Here is a 16,584-nt window from a genome sequence, read left to right on the forward strand (position 1 = left end):
ACAGGCTTGCGACATCAGGCCGCCGCAGCGACCGGAGCTGCGGACTGGGCGTAGTTCTGGACTGCCAACCAGTTCCCGACCTCTTCCACGCGCTGCGTATGGCGCGGATACGTGGAGAATATCTTCAGGATGACGCCCGCAATCGGAGGAACAAGCTTCTCCTGCTCGGCGAAGACGGCACTGTTCATCTGGCCATTGAGCTTGGCGCTGCCGCAGGCGAGCATCTGCAGAGCGGAGCGGGACACTTCCAGATCCTGGACAATGAAGGCGCCGACGCGGTCGCAGGTGAGCTCGCGAGCCCGGGAATAGGCGGCCCCGAGGAACGGCACGAGGTTCGAAGGCCAGCGCACCAGGTTCATCAGGTCATCAAGGTGGCCCGCCACATGATGGCCGAGCTCATGCCCGATCACGAAGCGCAACTGCTCATCATCATCCGCATCGATAATGGCTGAGGACAGCCAGACATAGCGGTGCCGCCCGATGAGCCGGATTGCGATCGCGTTCATTACGCCATGAGAGTTGTAGACAAAGGCCGTCGGCGCCTCCAGGAGCCCGATCTTCTTTGCCCCCTCCTCGACCATGGCCTGGATATGAGGGAACTGCTGCGGCCCCACCATCACGTAATGGCCGAACATATGGGCGCGGAGCAGGGCGCGAGCGGCTGCCAGCGCGCACCAAATGACGAGACCATAGAAAATGAGCATGACCAGACCGAGGACCGGGTGGTCGCTGGCGAGTACGGAAACCAGAAGCAGAAACCACAGCACGCCTCCGACAATGAGGGTGATGTTGCCGTAATTTTCTTCCTTATGATGGCGGACTGCCCGGATGTTGAATTGCATTGCGAAAAACTCCTTCGCAATCATTCTAAATCGTGGCGTCCGACCACATAAAAGCCACCATTTCGCCGCAATTGGGACTATCCCCACTTCTTTTACGTAAAGGAAGCTATCCTACGGCAATGGGCTTCTTGATCACGACGGGCGTGCGCATGGTCACGAGTTCCTCCGCAGCGGTCGGATGAACGGCGACAGTTCGGTCGAAATCAGCCTTGGTGGCCCCCATGGTCACGGCGATACCGGCAAGCTGAATCATCTCGCCCGCGTCATTTCCCATGATATGAACACCCACGACCTTGTCAGTGGTTTTGTCGACAACGAGCTTCATGAGCACCCGTTCGGAGCCGCCCGAAAGGGTGGCCTTCATGGGCCGGAAAGCCGTCTTGTAGACGTCGATTTCCCCATAGATCTCCCGAGCCGCTGCCTCGCCACAGCCGATCACGCCGATTTCTGGAGTCGAGAAGACGGCCGTGGGGATCAGGTCGTGATCGATGATCGTAGGCTTTCCGCCAAATACAGTATCTGCAAAGGCGTGCCCCTCGCGGATGGCGATGGGCGTAAGATTGACTCTGTTGGTCACGTCGCCGACCGCAAAGATCGAAGGGATAAGCGTCCGGGAATAGCCATCGACCGGGATCGCCCCCACCTCGTCCACAGTGATGCCTGCCTTCTCGAGGCCGAGCCCCTTCGTGTTCGGCCGTCGGCCTGTCGCAACGAGCACTTGGTCGACTGTAACTACGGAGCCACTGGACAGGGTCACGTCAATATCGTCTGCGTTTTTGTCCAGGCGCGTCACAGTCGTCTTGAGAGCGAGATTGATTCCGCGCTGAGCATAGGCCTCACCCAGGGCATCGCGCACATCCTCGTCGAAGCCGCGCAGGAGCCTGTCGCCGCGGTGAACCAGGGTCACCTCGCTCCCGAGCCCCGCAAAGACGCCGGCGAATTCCACGGCGATATAGCCGCCGCCGATAACCATGATGCGCCTTGGCTGAGTCTCCAGGTGGAAGACCTCGTTTGAGGTGATGCCGAGCTCGCCGCCCGGAATGGGGGGGTCCATGGTCGGATGAGCACCGACCGCTACGAGGATGTAGCGTGCGCGGATGCGCTCGCCGGTCTTGAGAATATGGACCGTATGTGCATCCTCGATCACAGCGCGGCTGTTGATGGTCTCGACCCCGGCCTTTTCGAGGTTGGCCCGGTAGATCCCCTCCAGCCGGTCGATCTCCCTGTCCTTGTTGCGGATGAGCGTCGCCCAGTCGAAGTTCGTCTCCCCAACGGTCCAGCCGAACCCGGCCGCATCGTGGAACTCGTCGGCGAAGCGGCTGGCATAGACCATGAGCTTCTTGGGCACGCAGCCGCGAATGACGCAGGTGCCCCCGACCCGGTCTTCCTCCGCGATCATCACCTTCGCGCCGTAGTTCGCGGCAATGCGAGCGGCGCGGACGCCACCGGACCCCGCTCCGATGACAAAGAGATCAACATCGAACTGGGTCATAACTTGGTCTCCGTTTGGAATCGGCTGGCAGCTTGCATCCATATAATGGCCGCGCCAAGCGATGCTGCCCACCATCCTTGCCAAGCACCATGGCCAACGAGAGCCACCGGGCCTGCTCCGGCTATCAGCGCCATGGAAGCGCATCTGGTCAGGTGGGGTAACTGCCAAACCATCCGCAGGGTGAGAAAGGCAACCAACACTGCAATGGCAGCACCGATCGCACCAAGCTCCACCCAGATCTGCAGAGCTGCATTGTGAGGATGCCCGATGTTCAACATCCGCTGATGCTCCACCGGCACCTTCTGAGCAATGGTGGTTTCCGCCATGCGCGGGCTTATGCCAAAGCCGGAGCCCAGAATAGGCTTCTGCCGCACCACAAAGCCAAAGCTCTGCCAGAGCTCCACCCTCTCCCTCGAGTGGCTGCTGGCTATTTTCTCGTGCATGGCGGGGGTGATCAGCTGAGCCGTGATAGGGCCGATGAGAGGAGACACGCAGAAGGCCATCAGGACAGCGAAGGCGGTCAACCCGAACGTCACGCGCGGCAAGAACCAGGCCATGGGAAAAGTTAGACAGATGATGGCGAGCCCCAGAACGGCGGCATCACTCTCGGACCGGATCACAACAGCACTGAGGAACAGCAGCAGAGCCAATCCCCAGATCACCCCTCTCCGCACATTGCCAAGAAGCCAAGCCGTCAGAGGCAGGGCCAGCATGAGCAGCGTCAGCACAGGTCGGTTGAAAATAAACGGATCGGAACGTACGCCGATGGCCCTGCGCAGGATCAGGCCCGTTGCGAGTTCCGCCATGATGACGATGCCCGCCACCAGGAAGGTCCCGGTCAGAAGCCAGAACATCTGCTGCGTCAGATGCTTCGGCAAAGTCAGAGCCAAGACCAGGATGGCGGCGATCGGCAGCCAGAGTTCTCCCAAGGAGAAAAGGGAGACGGATTTGAACTCGCTCCAGCCGGCGGACGCAAGGCTCCAGCCAAAAAACGCAAGTACGGCGAGCCCGAGAGGTGAGGTCAATGCCCCTGCAAGATCCCGCAGGAAAGGACGGATCCGTCCCTCGACACACGTCGCCACCAAGCAAAAGACAGCACTCAGGACCACATACAGAGGACTGGAGCGGTGTGCGATCGACATTCCCAAGGGTATAATGGCCAAGCTCACCATGGCGGCACGCCAAAAGCCTTCGGCAACGCGAAGCCGAGTGCTGGTCATGGGAATGTCGACGAAGGCCATAGGGAAGCGTTCTCTTTGTTAGTCTCTAACATTAGGCTCTTACGACATGGTTCAACAGCGATAAAGGACCCAGACGCTTGCCCCTCAGAAAAAGCGCCTTTACGGTCTGCGGCACCACGCTGTGACGTGACTTTAAGTCCCATGGAGGAAACACTATGAGCCAACTTCGTAAGAGCCTTTGGCGCGGCGCCTTGGCTGCGGCTGCCGTTGCAGGCTTCGTGACATCGGCTGCGGCCCAGATGGAGCTGAAGATCATGGCCCCGGCTGCGCCTGGCGGCGGCTGGGACCAGACCGCCCGCTCCATGCAGCAGGCGCTCACCCAGTCCGGCATCGCCAAGAGCGTGCAGGTCACCAACGTTCCCGGCGCCGGCGGCTCTATCGGCATCGCCCAGCTCGTGAACAACTCCAAGGGCGACGGCAACCAGCTCATGGTCATGGGCTACGTGATGGTGGGCGCGCTGCTGACCAACAAGTCCCCGATCACCCTCGAACAGACGACGCCCATCGCCCGCCTGACGGCCGAATACGAGGCCATTGTCGTTCCGGCCGATTCCCCGATCAAGGACGCCAAGCAGCTCGCGGCAGCCTTGAAGGCGGATCCGGCCAAGGTCACATGGGCCGGCGGCTCGGCCGGTGGCGTCGACCACATCGCCGCGGCGCTGTTCGCCAAGGCGGCTGGTGCCGATGCGACCAAGATCAACTACATCCCCTTCTCGGGCGGCGGCGAAGCCCTGGCAGCCATCCTCGGCGGCAAGGTGACGGCCGGCATCTCCGGCTACGGCGAGTTCGAAAGCCAGATCAAGGCTGGCAAGCTGCGCCTCATCGGTCTGACCACGCCTGCCGACAAGGCCACTGCGGACAAGCCCTCCATCAAGGCTCAGGGTGTCGACCTTGAGATCGCCAATTGGCGCGCGGTCGTTGCTCCTCCCGGCCTCTCCGCCGACCAGACGAAGGCTCTGACAGACGCCATGGACAAGATGGCGAAGTCCAAGGAATGGCAGGAAATCCTGAAAACCAAGGGCTGGGAGGATTCCTACGTCTCTGGTGACGCATTCGCGAAGATCCTGGCCGACGAGCAGGCTCGCACCAAGGAGGTCCTGACCTCGGTTGGACTAGTGAAGTCTTAAAAATCACGATAATGCCATAAGAGGCGCCGCGTTCTCGGAGCGCGGCGCCTCTTTTTAGGATATCTCATGACGACAAATCCGCAGCGGCGCATCGACGTGGCAGGCCTTGCCATCGCGCTCCTTCTCCTGGTTCTCGCCGGCGTGGTCTGGTGGGACATGACCAAGCTCCAGATCCTGTCCCCTTACGATCTCGGCCCGAAGGTCATGCCGATCATCGTATCGATCGGTCTTGCCGTTCTCGGCCTCGGCAATGCCATCTCGGCTTTCAGGGGAGACCTGCCAGAGCGTGACAGCCTGGATTGGAAGCCGATCATCCTGATCCTCGGCGGGCTTGCGATCCTGATCGCTCTGATCTCTCTCGGCTGGGGCTTCATGATCGGCACGGCCATTCTGTTCGCCACGACCTCCGCAGCCTTCGGACGCCGCGCCTTTGTTGTCGATCTCCTGATCGGAGCGGGGCTGGCCGTCTTCATCTACCTGCTTCTCGGCAAGCTCCTGACCCTGTCCCTGCCGGCAGGGCCGCTTGAAAACCTGTTCTGAGGCCTGACATGGAAGCCTTTTTCTCGCTCGCCAGCGGCCTTTCCGTCGCCATCCAGCCGATGAACCTGCTCTTCGCGCTCATCGGGGTTCTCCTCGGCACCGCCGTCGGCGTTCTGCCCGGCATCGGTCCGGCACTCACCGTGGCTCTGCTCCTGCCGATCACTTTCAAGCTTGATCCGGCAGGCTCCATCATCATGTTCGCCGGCATCTATTACGGCGGCATGTATGGCGGTTCGACCACGGCGATCCTGATCAACACGCCGGGCGAGAGCGCCTCGATGGCCACCGCTCTCGAGGGCAACCTGATGGCCAAGGCCGGACGCGGCGGCCCGGCGCTCGCCACTGCCGCCATCGGCTCCTTCGTGGCCGGCACCATCGCCACCTTGGGCCTGACCTTCCTTGCCCCCTACCTCGTGGATATCGCCGTCAGCTTCGGACCTGAGGACTATTTCGCCCTCATGTGCGTGGCCTTTGTGACCGTCTCCGCCACGTTCGGCGACTCGCCGGTCCGCGGCCTCACCAGCCTGTTCATCGGCCTCATGCTCGGACTTGTCGGCATCGACATCCTGTCGGGCCAATCCCGTCTGAGCTTCGGCGTCCCGGAACTGTACGACAACATCGAGGTGACCACCCTGGCGGTCGGCCTCTTCGCCGTGGGTGAAGCCCTTTATGTCGCCTCCCGCCGCCATATCGTCGAGGAGAAGCTCGAGCCAGTGCGCGGCTCCCTCTGGATGACGAAAGAGGACTGGAAGCGTTCCTGGAAGCCGTGGCTGCGCGGAACGCTCTACGGCTTTCCCATCGGTGCCCTTCCGGCGGGCGGCGCGGAGATCCCGACCTTCCTGTCCTATTCGACCGAGAAGCGCCTGACGAAGTATCCGGACCAGTTCGGCAAGGGTGCCATCGAAGGCGTGGCCGGCCCGGAGGCGGCCAACAATGCGTCCGCCGCAGGCACTCTCGTGCCGCTGCTGACGCTCGGCCTACCGACCTCTGCGACGGCCGCCATGATGCTCGCCGGCTTCCAGCAATATGGTCTGAATCCCGGTCCTCTGCTGTTCGCTGAGCGGCCTGATCTCGTCTGGGGCCTGATCGCGAGCCTCTTCATCGCCAATGCCATGCTGCTGGTGCTGAACCTGCCGCTCGTCGGCCTGTGGGTGCGCCTTCTGGCCATTCCCCAGCCCTGGCTCTATGCCGGCATTCTGGTCTTCGCCACTATCGGCACCATCGCGGCCAATCCTTCGCCGGTGGAGCTCATCATGCTGGCCGTCTTCGGTGTGCTCGGCTTCCTGATGCGGCGCTTCGACTTCCCGATCGCCCCAGTGGTGGTGGGCCTCATTCTGGGTCCCGTGGCGGAAAGCCAGTTGCGGCGTGCGCTGTCGATCAGCCTCGGCGATCCGATGGTGCTGCTGCAGAGCCCGATCTCGGCGACCCTTCTCGCGATTGCGTTGATCGCCCTCATCCTCCCCTTCGTGATGAAGGGCCTTGGCCGCTTCAAGGCCGTTGAGGATTAAGAGCCAAAGCGACCAACAAAAAGGCCCGGTTTCCCGGGCCTTTTTCATATCTGGCGCTCTTGCCCGCCGCTCTTGGCGAATCTTAGTTCAGCGCATGACCGCGCTTGCCCATTTCCTCACGGGCGCGGCTCATGATGAATTCCGAGGTCCTCTGGGTCCAGATGGACATATCGCGGACAATGGCATCGAGGACACCCGGCTGGATCTGAACCCATTTCTGACCCACCGCCGACTTGTAGAAGGTGGTGACTTCCTTCAACTCGGCCTCGTTCATGCGCGCAGCGAGGATCTTCGCCGTGGCGTCGATCATCTCCTGCTTCTTCTGCTCGACTTCAGGACGGATGAGCGCAACCACCTGATCCAGATCCTGGCGGATCTCGGGACGGGTCACGTTCATCTGCTGAAGCTGCTTGAGAAGCGGATCGGTCATGGCATCGAAAGCGCCCGTCAGACCGGAGCTGACGGCGACGTCGCGGGCAGCGGCCAGATGGGTGGCGCTCGGCTGGCCCTGCTGCGCGAAGACGGGGCTGGCCAGTATGAACAGCGCAACCGAGGTCGCGGCCAGGCGTGAAGCGGAACGGATCATAGAAGGGACTCCAATCGTGAAGGCTGATGGTCAGAGCTGACCGAGTTCGACGAGCCCCTCCCCGGTCGCGAGAATCGCGCCGGTTGCGAGGCCGAGAAAGAGACCGTGCTCGACGACGCCGGGAATGTTGTTGAGCGTCGAGGCGAGAACATTGGGTTTGTCGATGCGACCGAGATGAGCATCGAGGATGAAGTGACCTCCATCGGTGACGTAAGGAGCCCCATCGGCGGCGCGGCGCAGGCGCAGCTCACCGGTCATGCTGAGGCTTTCCAGCAACTTGGAGATTGCCCGCTCCGTGGCAGTGAGCCCGAAGGGCACGACCTCGATAGGCAGAGGAAATTTGCCGAGCTTCGCAACGCGCTTGGAGCCGTCCGCGATCACGACCATGCGCCGGCTGGCGGAAGCGACGATCTTCTCGCGCAGCAGCGCGCCGCCGCCGCCCTTGACGAGGCGCAGGTCGTCATCGAGCTCGTCGGCGCCGTCGACCGTCAGATCGAGTTCCGGCGTCTCGTCGAGAGTCGCGAGCGGAATGCCTTCGCGGTGCGCCTGTTCGCGGGTCGCCTCGGATGTCGGCACGCCGACGACCTTCAGGCCGCCGCGCACGCGCTCGCCGATGGCCGCCACGAAATGCGCCGCCGTCGAACCGGTGCCGAGGCCGAGCCTCATGCCATCGGTGACGAGTTGGGCTGCCCTTTCGGCTGCTGCACGCTTGAGATTGTCGCTCACTGAGGACCTCTAAAAATGTCGCCCCGCTTGAGAAGAGGGCCACAGCCCGCGTCTAGCATGCGAGGATGTTGAAAAGAAAGATGGTTTCATATCCGCTCGAGCATCGGACGAGAAAAGTGGACTCCACTTTTCTCGTCCGATGTCCATTTTCTAGAGTAGCGCATCGTTCAAGCGGAAAACCGGATCCACTTTTCCACACGATGCGCTAGAGCACGACAGCCCCGGCGGGAAGATTCAAGGACGCTGGGGAGAGGCCCCCGAGCCCGAGCTGACGCTCGGTGTCGCAGCGGAGGGCGCCAGTGTGGACGCGGCAGAAGACGGCCTCGCCTGCGGCGTGCACACCACCCGCTCGTCAAAAACGTAGCAGATGCTCATCTCGCCGGTTCGGTAATTGACCCGGAACACACCGCCTTCGCGTTCGTGGCGGGACGCGACGAGCCCGTATTCTCCAGGCTGCTGGGCCCCTGCCCCCTCGCCGGGGCTGAAGCAGAGGGTGACGCCGATGGTGCCTTCCTGGAGGCCATATTGGCATGAACTGACCTCGCCAGTGACCCGGTCGATCCGGTAGATCCGGTTCAGGTCTGTCTGCGGCGCGGGCACGAAATCATAAGAGGCCGCCAGGGTCAGGCCCGGCAGGCTTACCATTGCCAGGGCCATCGACAGAAACGCCGTGCAACCAAAAAGCCGCATTCATCACTCCATAACGGTAAGAACGAATCAACCACGGGCACCATATCATTCCGACCAATTGATTCCCTTGCTTTGAGCAGGTAACCGAGCTTCATGGTCATTCATACCCCGCAAATCGCCCCGCCCATCGCCGTCTTCGATCTCGACGGCACTCTGGCTGATACAGCCGGCGATCTCGTGGGGACCCTGAACGTCATTCTCGAGCAGGAAGGCCTCGCGCCCCTGCCCCTCGCACAGGCCCGCGACATGATCGGCGCGGGTGCCCGGGCACTGATCGAGCGCGGATTCGAGGCTGCGGGCAAGGAACTCGCGCCGTCTCACCTCGATACGCTCTTCAAGCAGTTCATGGTGCATTACGGCGAGAATATCCGCGTCAGGACCGAGCTCTTCCCGGGCGTCACGGCAGCTCTCGACCAGCTTGAGGCGGCAGGCTTCATCCTGGCCGTCTGTACCAACAAGGTCGAGGAACATTCGATCAAGCTGCTCGACGAGCTTGAGATCGGCCATCGCTTCTCGGCCAATTGCGGTCGCGACACGTTCCCTTACTTCAAGCCGGATCCTCGGCACCTGACCCTGACCATCGAGCGGGCGGGCGGCGATCCATCGCGAGCGATCATGGTGGGGGATTCGCGCACCGATATCGTAACGGCCCAGAACGCGGGCATTCCGGTCGTGGCCGTGCCCTTCGGCTATACGGACGTTCCGGTGCAGGACCTCAATCCGGATATCGTGATTGATCACTTCGACGAATTGTTCGCCGCCGTCGAGACGCTGATGAAGCCTCTAGCGGCCTGACGCGCAGCTTCGCACGCGCTTGCTGCGGCGAACACGAAGATCCGATTCAATTGTCAGGAAGGAAATGGTGGGCGCGACAGGGATTGAACCTGTGACCCTTCGCGTGTGAAGCGAATGCTCTCCCGCTGAGCTACGCGCCCTGACCAGGGCCTTCTAATGGCGACGAAGGCCCGGCGTCAAGCCACTGATTTGGGAACCTCATGAAGATTTTTCAAATTCGGCCTGTGGCAGCGCGGCTTTAACACCTCGGTTACGAAGCGGCGAAAAGAAGGCGCGTCTGGGCTAGGATTTAATGGCGAGATCCTGATAAACACCGGGCCCGGAGCGCGGCTATACGCGTTGATCAACCACAAAAACCGCCACCAAACTTGTTCATATCGAGGCAATTATGGGACGCATGCGCGCAACCCTTTCCGGTCTTGCCTGCGCTTTCGTCGCCCTTGCGACCCCGGCTGCGGCATTTACTGCAATCGATCCCCTCACCCGCCAGCCTCTCTACGGCGCCGAAGACGAAGCTGTGAGGGCGCAGGCCTCTCCGGTTCCGCGCGAGGTCGTGTCCTTCGAGGGCCGCCATGCTCCCGGCACGATCGTGGTCTCCACGAGCGAGCGCCGTCTCTATTACGTGCTCGGCGGTGGCAAGGCGATGCGCTACGGCGTGGGCGTGGGCCGTCGCGGCTTCACCTGGGGCGGGTCCCACTCCATCACCATGAAGCGCGAGTGGCCCGATTGGCATCCTCCGGCAGCCATGCTCAAGCGCCGCCCCGACCTGCCGCGCCATATGGAGGGCGGACCGGACAACCCGCTCGGCGCTCGCGCCATGTATATCGGCAGCACGATCTATCGCATTCACGGCTCGAACGAGCCCGAGACCATCGGCGAGGCGGTGTCTTCCGGCTGCATCCGCATGACGAACGACGACGTGATCGACCTCTACAACCGCGCCAAGGTCGGTGCCCGGGTCATCGTTCAGCGCTAAGCGCTCTCAGTAGGAACGTAGAAGGCCGGCACCAGCCGGCCCTTTTCATGGGGGCTCAGCGCAGCCGTTCGCGGGACAGACCCTTGGCGGCAAGCTCGGCGAGATAGGCCTGCCACTTCTCTTCGTAATGGGCTCCGAGTTCGTAGAGATAGTTCCAGCCATAGATGCCTGAATCGTGCAGATCGTCGAAGACGAGCTTGACCGCATAATTGCCGACCGGCTCGACGCCGACGATCTCTACGTCCTTCTTTCCCGGCACGGTCTTGCGCTCGGCGGGACTGTGACCCTGCACTTCCGCCGAGGGGCTCGTCACGCGCAGATACTCCGCGGGCAGGTCGAAAGCGGTCCCATCGTCGAAAACGACGCGCAGGCTGCGCCTATCCTTGGCGAGACGAAGCTCTGTGGGCCAGCGCTCGGTTGTCATGGAGTTGGACCTCTTTCCTGCTTTGTGCTTTGACGAGAGCTGCTTGAATTCTAAATTGAATGCAAGCCTTCGCACGCAACTATCGAGGACAAGCTCCTGATGCGGGGATCGCCGATCCAGTTCCCATCGCCCTCCTCCGGCACTCCTCTGCTGGATCCCTTCGGGCGTTCCATCACCTATCTGCGCGTCTCGGTGACGGATCGCTGCGATTTTCGCTGCGTCTATTGCATGTCCGAGGACATGGCGTTCTTGCCCAAGCGCGACCTGCTGAGTTTGGAAGAGCTGGACCGTATCTGTTCGGTCTTCGTCGCACATGGTGTGCGCAAGCTTCGCATCACGGGCGGCGAACCGCTGGTGCGGCGGGACATCATGACTTTGTTCCACTCTCTTTCCCGACATCTCAAGTCCGGCGCGCTCGACGAACTCACCGTCACCACCAACGGATCGCAGCTCGCACGCTACGCGCAGGAGCTTGTGTCCTGCGGCGTGGAACGGGTGAACGTATCCATCGACACTCTCGACCCCGGCAAGTTTCATCAGATCACGCGCTGGGGCGATCTGTCGAAGGTGCTGCAGGGGCTCGATGCGGCGCAGACCGCGGGACTGAAGATCAAGATCAACACCGTCGCGCTGAAGGGCGTGAACGAGGAAGAGATCGAGAGTCTGATTCATTGGGCTCATGGACACGGCATGGATCTGACGCTCATCGAGGTCATGCCCCTCGGCGAAATCGACGGTCAGCGTGTGGATCAGTTTCTGCCTCTCTCGGAGGTGAGACAGCGGCTCGAAGGCCGCTACACACTGCAGGATTTGCCTGAGCGCACCGGCGGTCCGGCCCGCTACGTGAGGGTGGCGGAGACCGGCGGCAAGCTCGGTTTCATCACGCCGCTGACGCACAATTTCTGCGAGAGCTGCAATCGTGTGCGCCTCACCTGCACGGGCCAGCTCTTCATGTGCTTAGGCCAAGAAGACGCTGCCGATCTTCGCGCGCCTGTTCGGGTCTCGGAGGATAATGCTCTGCTCACGCAAGTCATTGCCGATGCCATCGCCCGCAAGCCGAAGGGGCACGATTTCATCATCGACCGGAACCATTCCGGCCCTGCCGTCAGCCGTCACATGAGCATGACAGGAGGTTAAGTGATTCTGCGACTATTGAGTCAGAATACTGATGCTTTCTGTCGATTGACTGTTTAGACTTTTCAAGTGATATCGGCCTTACATAAGCGGGCTGAAAAACTGTGAACGCGTTTCATTTCGGGCGGAAATTGGCAATACTTGCAGGTCTCTTTCTGGGGCTTGCCGTGCCCGTGGCATCCGCTCAAGAGGCGACGTCCCCTCAGAAGCCTGTGATCCGCATCGCGATCGAAGGCGCCTATCCCCCCTTCAACTTCATCGACCCAACCAGCAACGAATTGCAGGGTTTCGAGGTCGATCTTCTGAAAAGCCTCTGCGACGCGATGCAGACCCGGTGCGAGCTCGTTCAGCGTGAGTGGGATGGCATCATCAGGGGCCTGATCCGCAGCGAATACGACGCGATCATGTCGTCGCTGGAGATCACCGAGAAGCGCCAGAAGCGGATCGCCTTCACCGACCCTTATTATCGCATTCCGGCTGTCTTCATCGGCTCCAAGGAGATCAAGCCCGGCGAAGTCACGCCGCAGGCTCTTACCGGCAAGAAGATCGGCACTACCGAGCGCAGCGATCACGAGACTTATCTCAAGGCCTTCTACAGGGACTCCGAGATCGTCCTTTACGCGAAAGCCGAGGAGGCCAATCTCGATCTGCTCGTGGGACGGCTCGATGCTGTCTTCGGAGACGAGCTTTTGCTCTCGAAGTTTCTGGAAAGCCGCGAGGGCGAATGCTGCCATGTGCTGGGTGACGCCCCGGCCGAGCCCGCCTATCGCCGCGAGGCTTACGGCATCGGTCTTCGCAAGGAAGACGAGGACCTGCGCGCCCGCTTCAACCGCGCCATCGCACAGGTGAAGGCGGACGGCACCTATGACCGGATCCGCGCCAAATATTTTTCCTTCGATATCAAATAGACTCGTTTGACCCCTGCCCTTTCAGTTCCTAGAAATTCGGGGACGAAACGGGAGCACACGATGGCGAAGGTCGCTTTTCTGGGTCTGGGCGTGATGGGCTATCCCATGGCGCGGCATCTCAAGGACAAGGGTCATGAGGTGACGGTCTACAACCGTACGGCGGCCAAGGCCGACAAATGGGTATCTGAGAACGGCGGCCGCGCCGCCAAGACGCCGCGCGAGGCAGCGGAAGGCCAGGAGATAGTATTCGCCTGCGTGGGCAACGACGACGATCTGCGCCAGGTGACCATCGGTGAGGACGGCGCTTTCCACGGCATCCCCAAGGGCGCAATCTTCGTCGATCACACCACCGCCTCGGCCGAAGTCGCCCGCGAGCTTTATGCGGCGGCACGAGACAAGGACTTTGCCTTCATCGATGCACCGGTCTCGGGCGGTCAGGCCGGAGCCGAGAACGGCGTACTCACCGTGATGTGCGGCGGCGAGGCGGAGGTTTATGCCAAGGCCGAGCCGGTGATCATGAGCTTTGCCCGCGCCTGCCGCCTCATGGGCGAGGCCGGTGCCGGCCAGCTGACCAAGATGATCAACCAGATCTGCATTGCCGGCCTCGTACAGGGCTTGGCCGAAGGCATTCATTTCGGCAAGCGGGCAGGCCTCGACATCGAGGCGGTGCTGGACGTGATCTCCAAGGGAGCTGCCGGCTCCTGGCAGATGGAGAACCGCGGCAAGACCATGAACCAGGGCAAGTTCGATTTCGGCTTTGCGGTGGACTGGATGCGCAAGGACCTGTCGATCGTGCTGGGCGAAGCGCGCAAGAACGGCGCGAGCCTGCCAGTCACGGCGCTGGTGGATCAGTTCTATGCGGACGTTCAGAAGATGGGCGGCAGCCGCTGGGATACGTCGAGCCTCATCGCTCGCCTCGAAAAGTAAGCCGCACCACAGCTTTGATAAAAAAGCGCCGGGGCCCTTAAAGCTCCGGCGCTTTTCGTTTTGTTTGACTTAATCCTGAGGCAGACAGGGCCGCCCGGGCTGGCAGCCACGCCTGCCCGGCGCGGCTCCAGGAGCCGATGGCCTCTCGGGCTGAGGCCTTGCCGACGGCACCCGTGGGGAAGCGGGGCGGAACGCGGGCGCGGCAGGCTGCAGCCTGGCTGCAGGAGGCGCCGACCTGACCTCAGGCGCCGCAGGGCGGGGCTGCACTATCGGCCGCGGCGGACGGATCTCTCTCGGCTCAGGCGCGGGCCTGAACTCAGGCTCAGGCCGTGCTCGGAGCACCCGCGGAGCCGCGGGCCTGAATTCCGGCTCGGGCCGCACCTGTGGCGCACGCGGACGTGCGGGCTGCACAGGACGTTCCACTTCGATCCGAGGCTCGGGCCTGGGCTGAACTGCAGGACGAGGCGGACGCTCCTCCCTGACTGCCGGGCGCGGCAGACGAGGCCCATCCGAGCGATCGTCATCCACTTCCGGTCGCGGGAGACGCGGCGCAACAGGACGCTCCTGCTCGACACCCGGACGGAGCGGGCGCGGTGCCGCAGGACGTTCCCGCTCGACGTCGAAGCGCGGCGAACGCACGGCGGACGGACGATCCCGCTCAATGCCGGGGCGCGGGGCGCGGGGCTCATCGTCGGGGACATCGCGAGCCGATGGGACAGACAGGCGACCGGGTCGCGGTGCCGCTGGCAGCGAAGGCCTCGGTGCTGCCTCCTGCCTGTCATCGGCAGCAGGATTGGGCCTTCCGGAAGCCGACGGAACGGGCAGCGCAGAGCGAGGCGCCACGGGCGCGGCGGCTCCGGGAACTGTAGGCGTGGGGCGATCCGCCTCCGGCCTCGCAGCGGTCGGGACTGGAATTGGGCGACTTGGTAGGCGGGGCTGGCGTGTCCGAGGCGCGTCCGGAACCCCTGACAGCTCACGAGCGGTCGGCACACGCGGCGCAACAGGACGTGCGACAATTGGGATCGGCTGCGGCTGCGCGGCGAGGCCGGGCTGGCGCGGCACCACAGGTTCAGGACGAGGACCGCGGGAAGGCCGAACATCAGACCTGTCTGGAACCCCTGACAACTCACGAGCGGTCGGCACCCGCGGGTCGACGATCCGGGGCGGTCGCACGGGAATGGCAACCGGACCCCGCGGCGTCACAGGCGCGATGGGCTCATAGAAGTAGCGCGGCGGACGGGCATAACGCGGCACCGGGATCGGAGCCGGAATCGGCAGCACGCCGACCAGGATCGGAGGCGGAGGCGGCTCACGGATGATGGTGACGAACTCCACATCCTCCTCATAAGCCGGCAGCAGATAGACCGGCGGAGGCGGCGGAGGCGGCACCTCGCGGATGATCGTCACGGCTTCCACGACCTCGATGGTTTCCACCGCGGGAAGCGGAGGCGGCAGATCCTCGTAAACGACCTCTTCGAACACCGGCGGCGGAGCAACCGGCGCGGAGAGACGCGTGAGCCTCCGGCGGCAGTCGGCCGCGTGCGGGCCGTTCGGGTAGCGGCGCAGATAGGTCCAGTAGGCCTCGCTCGTGTTGCGGGTGACGGTCTGGCGCCAGACGATGGCCTCGCGGCGCGCGGCCAGCAGCGCCGAGACGCGGCGAGCAAGCGGATGATCGGGGTAGCGGCGCAGGAACGCCTGATAATCCTGGATCGTGTCGCGCTCGATAGCGATGTTGTAGGCCTCTTCGGCAGGAACCTCTTCGATGCGGCGCACCTCGCGAACGGGTGGAGGGAGGGCGGCGGATTCCTCGGGCTCGAAAAACGCGAAAGGCACGTTGCCGAGATTGGTCTTGTGCCAGGGCGTCTGCAGGCCCTTTGTGGTCTCGTGCGTGCGCAGTCGGACGCGGTTGAACACTTCATCCACCGGCACGCCGGGCTGACGCATCATTTCCGCCAGAGCGGTGGCGTAATGGCCATAGGGACCGGGCGCATCGCCGGAAGTGATGTTCGGGGCCGAGGAGAAGGCGATCAGGTAGCCGGCGGGCGGCTCCATCAGCGCAAGGCCGCGAGCAATCGGATTGCTGCCGGAGGGAAGCGGATAATCGCGCGCCATATCGGCCACGATGATGCGGGCCTGAGCCGGGGTGCGCTCCAACGAGCGGACGAGGTCCGACAGGCGGAAACCCTCGATCGGCACATCCACATCGCGCTGGATACGGGCATCGACCGGCAGGAGATAGTTCTCGCCTTCGAGCTGAATGCCATAGCCCGAGAGATAGACCATGATGGCGGCATCGCCCTCGAGGGCCTGGGCCTTGTCGAGGAAGTCGCGCATGACGCTGCGCAGATCGTTGGCGTTCAGGTCACGGCCCTGGACGACTTCGAACCCGGCGCTGGTGAGCGTCTGGGCGATGAGGCCCGCGTCGTTGGCGGCAGTGGCAAGCTGGCGGCCGTCATAGGCGCTCTGGCCGATCACCAGCGCGAGGCGCTGCTGCTGAGCCGACGCATAGGAGAGCGTCCCGGCGAAGGCCGTCAGAAGAAAGACGGCAAAAACGATAGCACGTTTCAGTTGGTACAAGATGCGCGAGCCTTCTTCACCCGGAGAACGGGCGTCTCGAATTAAAGGTAAGATGTTACACTTGAATGCGCCGTGAACAAACGAGAACGCA

The 16,584-nt window shown here is 62.7% G+C and carries 16 protein-coding genes and 1 tRNA gene; 8 read left to right on the top strand and 9 right to left on the bottom strand.

What is annotated here, in order from left to right:
- Window positions 1–14 precede the first annotated feature (14 nt).
- From AA309_RS13405 to AA309_RS13415, 3 genes are all read right to left on the bottom strand, one after another.
- Window positions 15–842 (bottom strand): M48 family metallopeptidase, encoded by an 828-nt coding sequence (locus AA309_RS13405; protein WP_047189625.1) that lies wholly within the window; start codon window positions 840–842, stop codon window positions 15–17.
- A gap of 106 nt (window positions 843–948) precedes the next feature.
- Window positions 949–2,334: a glutathione-disulfide reductase gene (gene gor / locus AA309_RS13410; RefSeq protein WP_047189493.1), complete on the bottom strand. Its 1,386-nt coding sequence runs from the start codon at window positions 2,332–2,334 to the stop codon at window positions 949–951.
- Window positions 2,331–3,575, bottom strand: coding sequence for an O-antigen ligase family protein (locus tag AA309_RS13415; protein WP_052954700.1), 1,245 nt, complete (start codon window positions 3,573–3,575; stop codon window positions 2,331–2,333). Before AA309_RS13415 ends, gor begins: the two co-directional genes overlap by 4 nt.
- A 155-nt stretch (window positions 3,576–3,730) precedes the next feature.
- Between AA309_RS13415 and AA309_RS13420 the strand changes: the two genes are divergently transcribed.
- The 3 genes from AA309_RS13420 to AA309_RS13430 all read left to right on the top strand — a co-directional run bounded on the left by AA309_RS13420 (window position 3,731) and on the right by AA309_RS13430 (window position 6,750).
- Window positions 3,731–4,702: a Bug family tripartite tricarboxylate transporter substrate binding protein gene (locus AA309_RS13420; protein WP_047189494.1), complete on the top strand. Its 972-nt coding sequence runs from the start codon at window positions 3,731–3,733 to the stop codon at window positions 4,700–4,702.
- 66 nt (window positions 4,703–4,768) lie between these two features.
- Complete coding sequence (locus AA309_RS13425) at window positions 4,769–5,242, top strand: tripartite tricarboxylate transporter TctB family protein (RefSeq protein WP_047189495.1); 474 nt, start codon at window positions 4,769–4,771, stop codon at window positions 5,240–5,242.
- An 8-nt stretch (window positions 5,243–5,250) separates the two neighbouring features.
- Complete coding sequence (locus tag AA309_RS13430) at window positions 5,251–6,750, top strand: tripartite tricarboxylate transporter permease (RefSeq protein ID WP_047189496.1); 1,500 nt, start codon at window positions 5,251–5,253, stop codon at window positions 6,748–6,750.
- Between the two features lie 82 nt (window positions 6,751–6,832).
- Here AA309_RS13430 and AA309_RS13435 read toward each other — a convergent pair whose 3' ends face one another.
- The 3 genes from AA309_RS13435 to AA309_RS13445 all read right to left on the bottom strand — a co-directional run bounded on the left by AA309_RS13435 (window position 6,833) and on the right by AA309_RS13445 (window position 8,752).
- Window positions 6,833–7,336 (bottom strand): DUF2059 domain-containing protein, encoded by a 504-nt coding sequence (locus tag AA309_RS13435; protein ID WP_047189497.1) that lies wholly within the window; start codon window positions 7,334–7,336, stop codon window positions 6,833–6,835.
- Between the two features lie 30 nt (window positions 7,337–7,366).
- On the bottom strand, window positions 7,367–8,062 hold the full coding sequence (gene rpiA / locus AA309_RS13440) for a ribose-5-phosphate isomerase RpiA (protein WP_047189498.1): 696 nt from the start codon (window positions 8,060–8,062) through the stop codon (window positions 7,367–7,369).
- A 234-nt stretch (window positions 8,063–8,296) separates the two neighbouring features.
- Window positions 8,297–8,752: a hypothetical protein gene (locus AA309_RS13445; RefSeq protein ID WP_244470346.1), complete on the bottom strand. Its 456-nt coding sequence runs from the start codon at window positions 8,750–8,752 to the stop codon at window positions 8,297–8,299.
- Between the two features lie 93 nt (window positions 8,753–8,845).
- Between AA309_RS13445 and AA309_RS13450 the strand changes: the two genes are divergently transcribed.
- Window positions 8,846–9,547, top strand: coding sequence for an HAD family hydrolase (locus AA309_RS13450; protein WP_047189499.1), 702 nt, complete (start codon window positions 8,846–8,848; stop codon window positions 9,545–9,547).
- A 65-nt stretch (window positions 9,548–9,612) separates the two neighbouring features.
- On the opposite strand, the gene AA309_RS13455 is transcribed toward AA309_RS13450, so the two are convergent.
- Window positions 9,613–9,687 (bottom strand) — tRNA-Val (locus tag AA309_RS13455).
- A 248-nt stretch (window positions 9,688–9,935) separates the two neighbouring features.
- On the opposite strand from AA309_RS13455, the gene AA309_RS13460 reads away from it, so the two are divergent.
- The gene (locus tag AA309_RS13460; RefSeq protein ID WP_047189500.1) at window positions 9,936–10,523 is read left to right on the top strand and encodes a L,D-transpeptidase; all 588 of its coding nucleotides are present in this window, start codon (window positions 9,936–9,938) and stop codon (window positions 10,521–10,523) included.
- A gap of 55 nt (window positions 10,524–10,578) precedes the next feature.
- Here AA309_RS13460 and AA309_RS13465 read toward each other — a convergent pair whose 3' ends face one another.
- Window positions 10,579–10,947, bottom strand: coding sequence for a gamma-butyrobetaine hydroxylase family protein (locus AA309_RS13465; protein ID WP_047189501.1), 369 nt, complete (start codon window positions 10,945–10,947; stop codon window positions 10,579–10,581).
- 99 nt (window positions 10,948–11,046) lie between these two features.
- On the opposite strand from AA309_RS13465, the gene moaA reads away from it, so the two are divergent.
- The 3 genes from moaA to AA309_RS13480 all read left to right on the top strand — a co-directional run bounded on the left by moaA (window position 11,047) and on the right by AA309_RS13480 (window position 13,916).
- Window positions 11,047–12,084 carry a GTP 3',8-cyclase MoaA gene (gene moaA, locus AA309_RS13470; protein ID WP_047189502.1) on the top strand — a complete coding sequence of 346 codons (1,038 nt, stop codon included), beginning with the start codon at window positions 11,047–11,049 and terminating at the stop codon, window positions 12,082–12,084.
- Between the two features lie 164 nt (window positions 12,085–12,248).
- Entirely contained in the window at window positions 12,249–12,989 is a 741-nt protein-coding gene (locus AA309_RS13475; protein WP_160310462.1) for a transporter substrate-binding domain-containing protein, read from the top strand.
- Window positions 12,990–13,049: 60 nt separating this feature from the next.
- Window positions 13,050–13,916: an NAD(P)-dependent oxidoreductase gene (locus tag AA309_RS13480; RefSeq protein WP_047189503.1), complete on the top strand. Its 867-nt coding sequence runs from the start codon at window positions 13,050–13,052 to the stop codon at window positions 13,914–13,916.
- Window positions 13,917–13,985: 69 nt separating this feature from the next.
- On the opposite strand, the gene AA309_RS13485 is transcribed toward AA309_RS13480, so the two are convergent.
- Window positions 13,986–16,493: a caspase family protein gene (locus AA309_RS13485; protein ID WP_052954702.1), complete on the bottom strand. Its 2,508-nt coding sequence runs from the start codon at window positions 16,491–16,493 to the stop codon at window positions 13,986–13,988.
- Between the last annotated feature and the right edge of the window lie 91 nt (window positions 16,494–16,584).

Source organism: Microvirga vignae (genome assembly GCF_001017175.1).
In the GTDB taxonomy this organism is placed as follows: domain Bacteria; phylum Pseudomonadota; class Alphaproteobacteria; order Rhizobiales; family Beijerinckiaceae; genus Microvirga; species Microvirga vignae.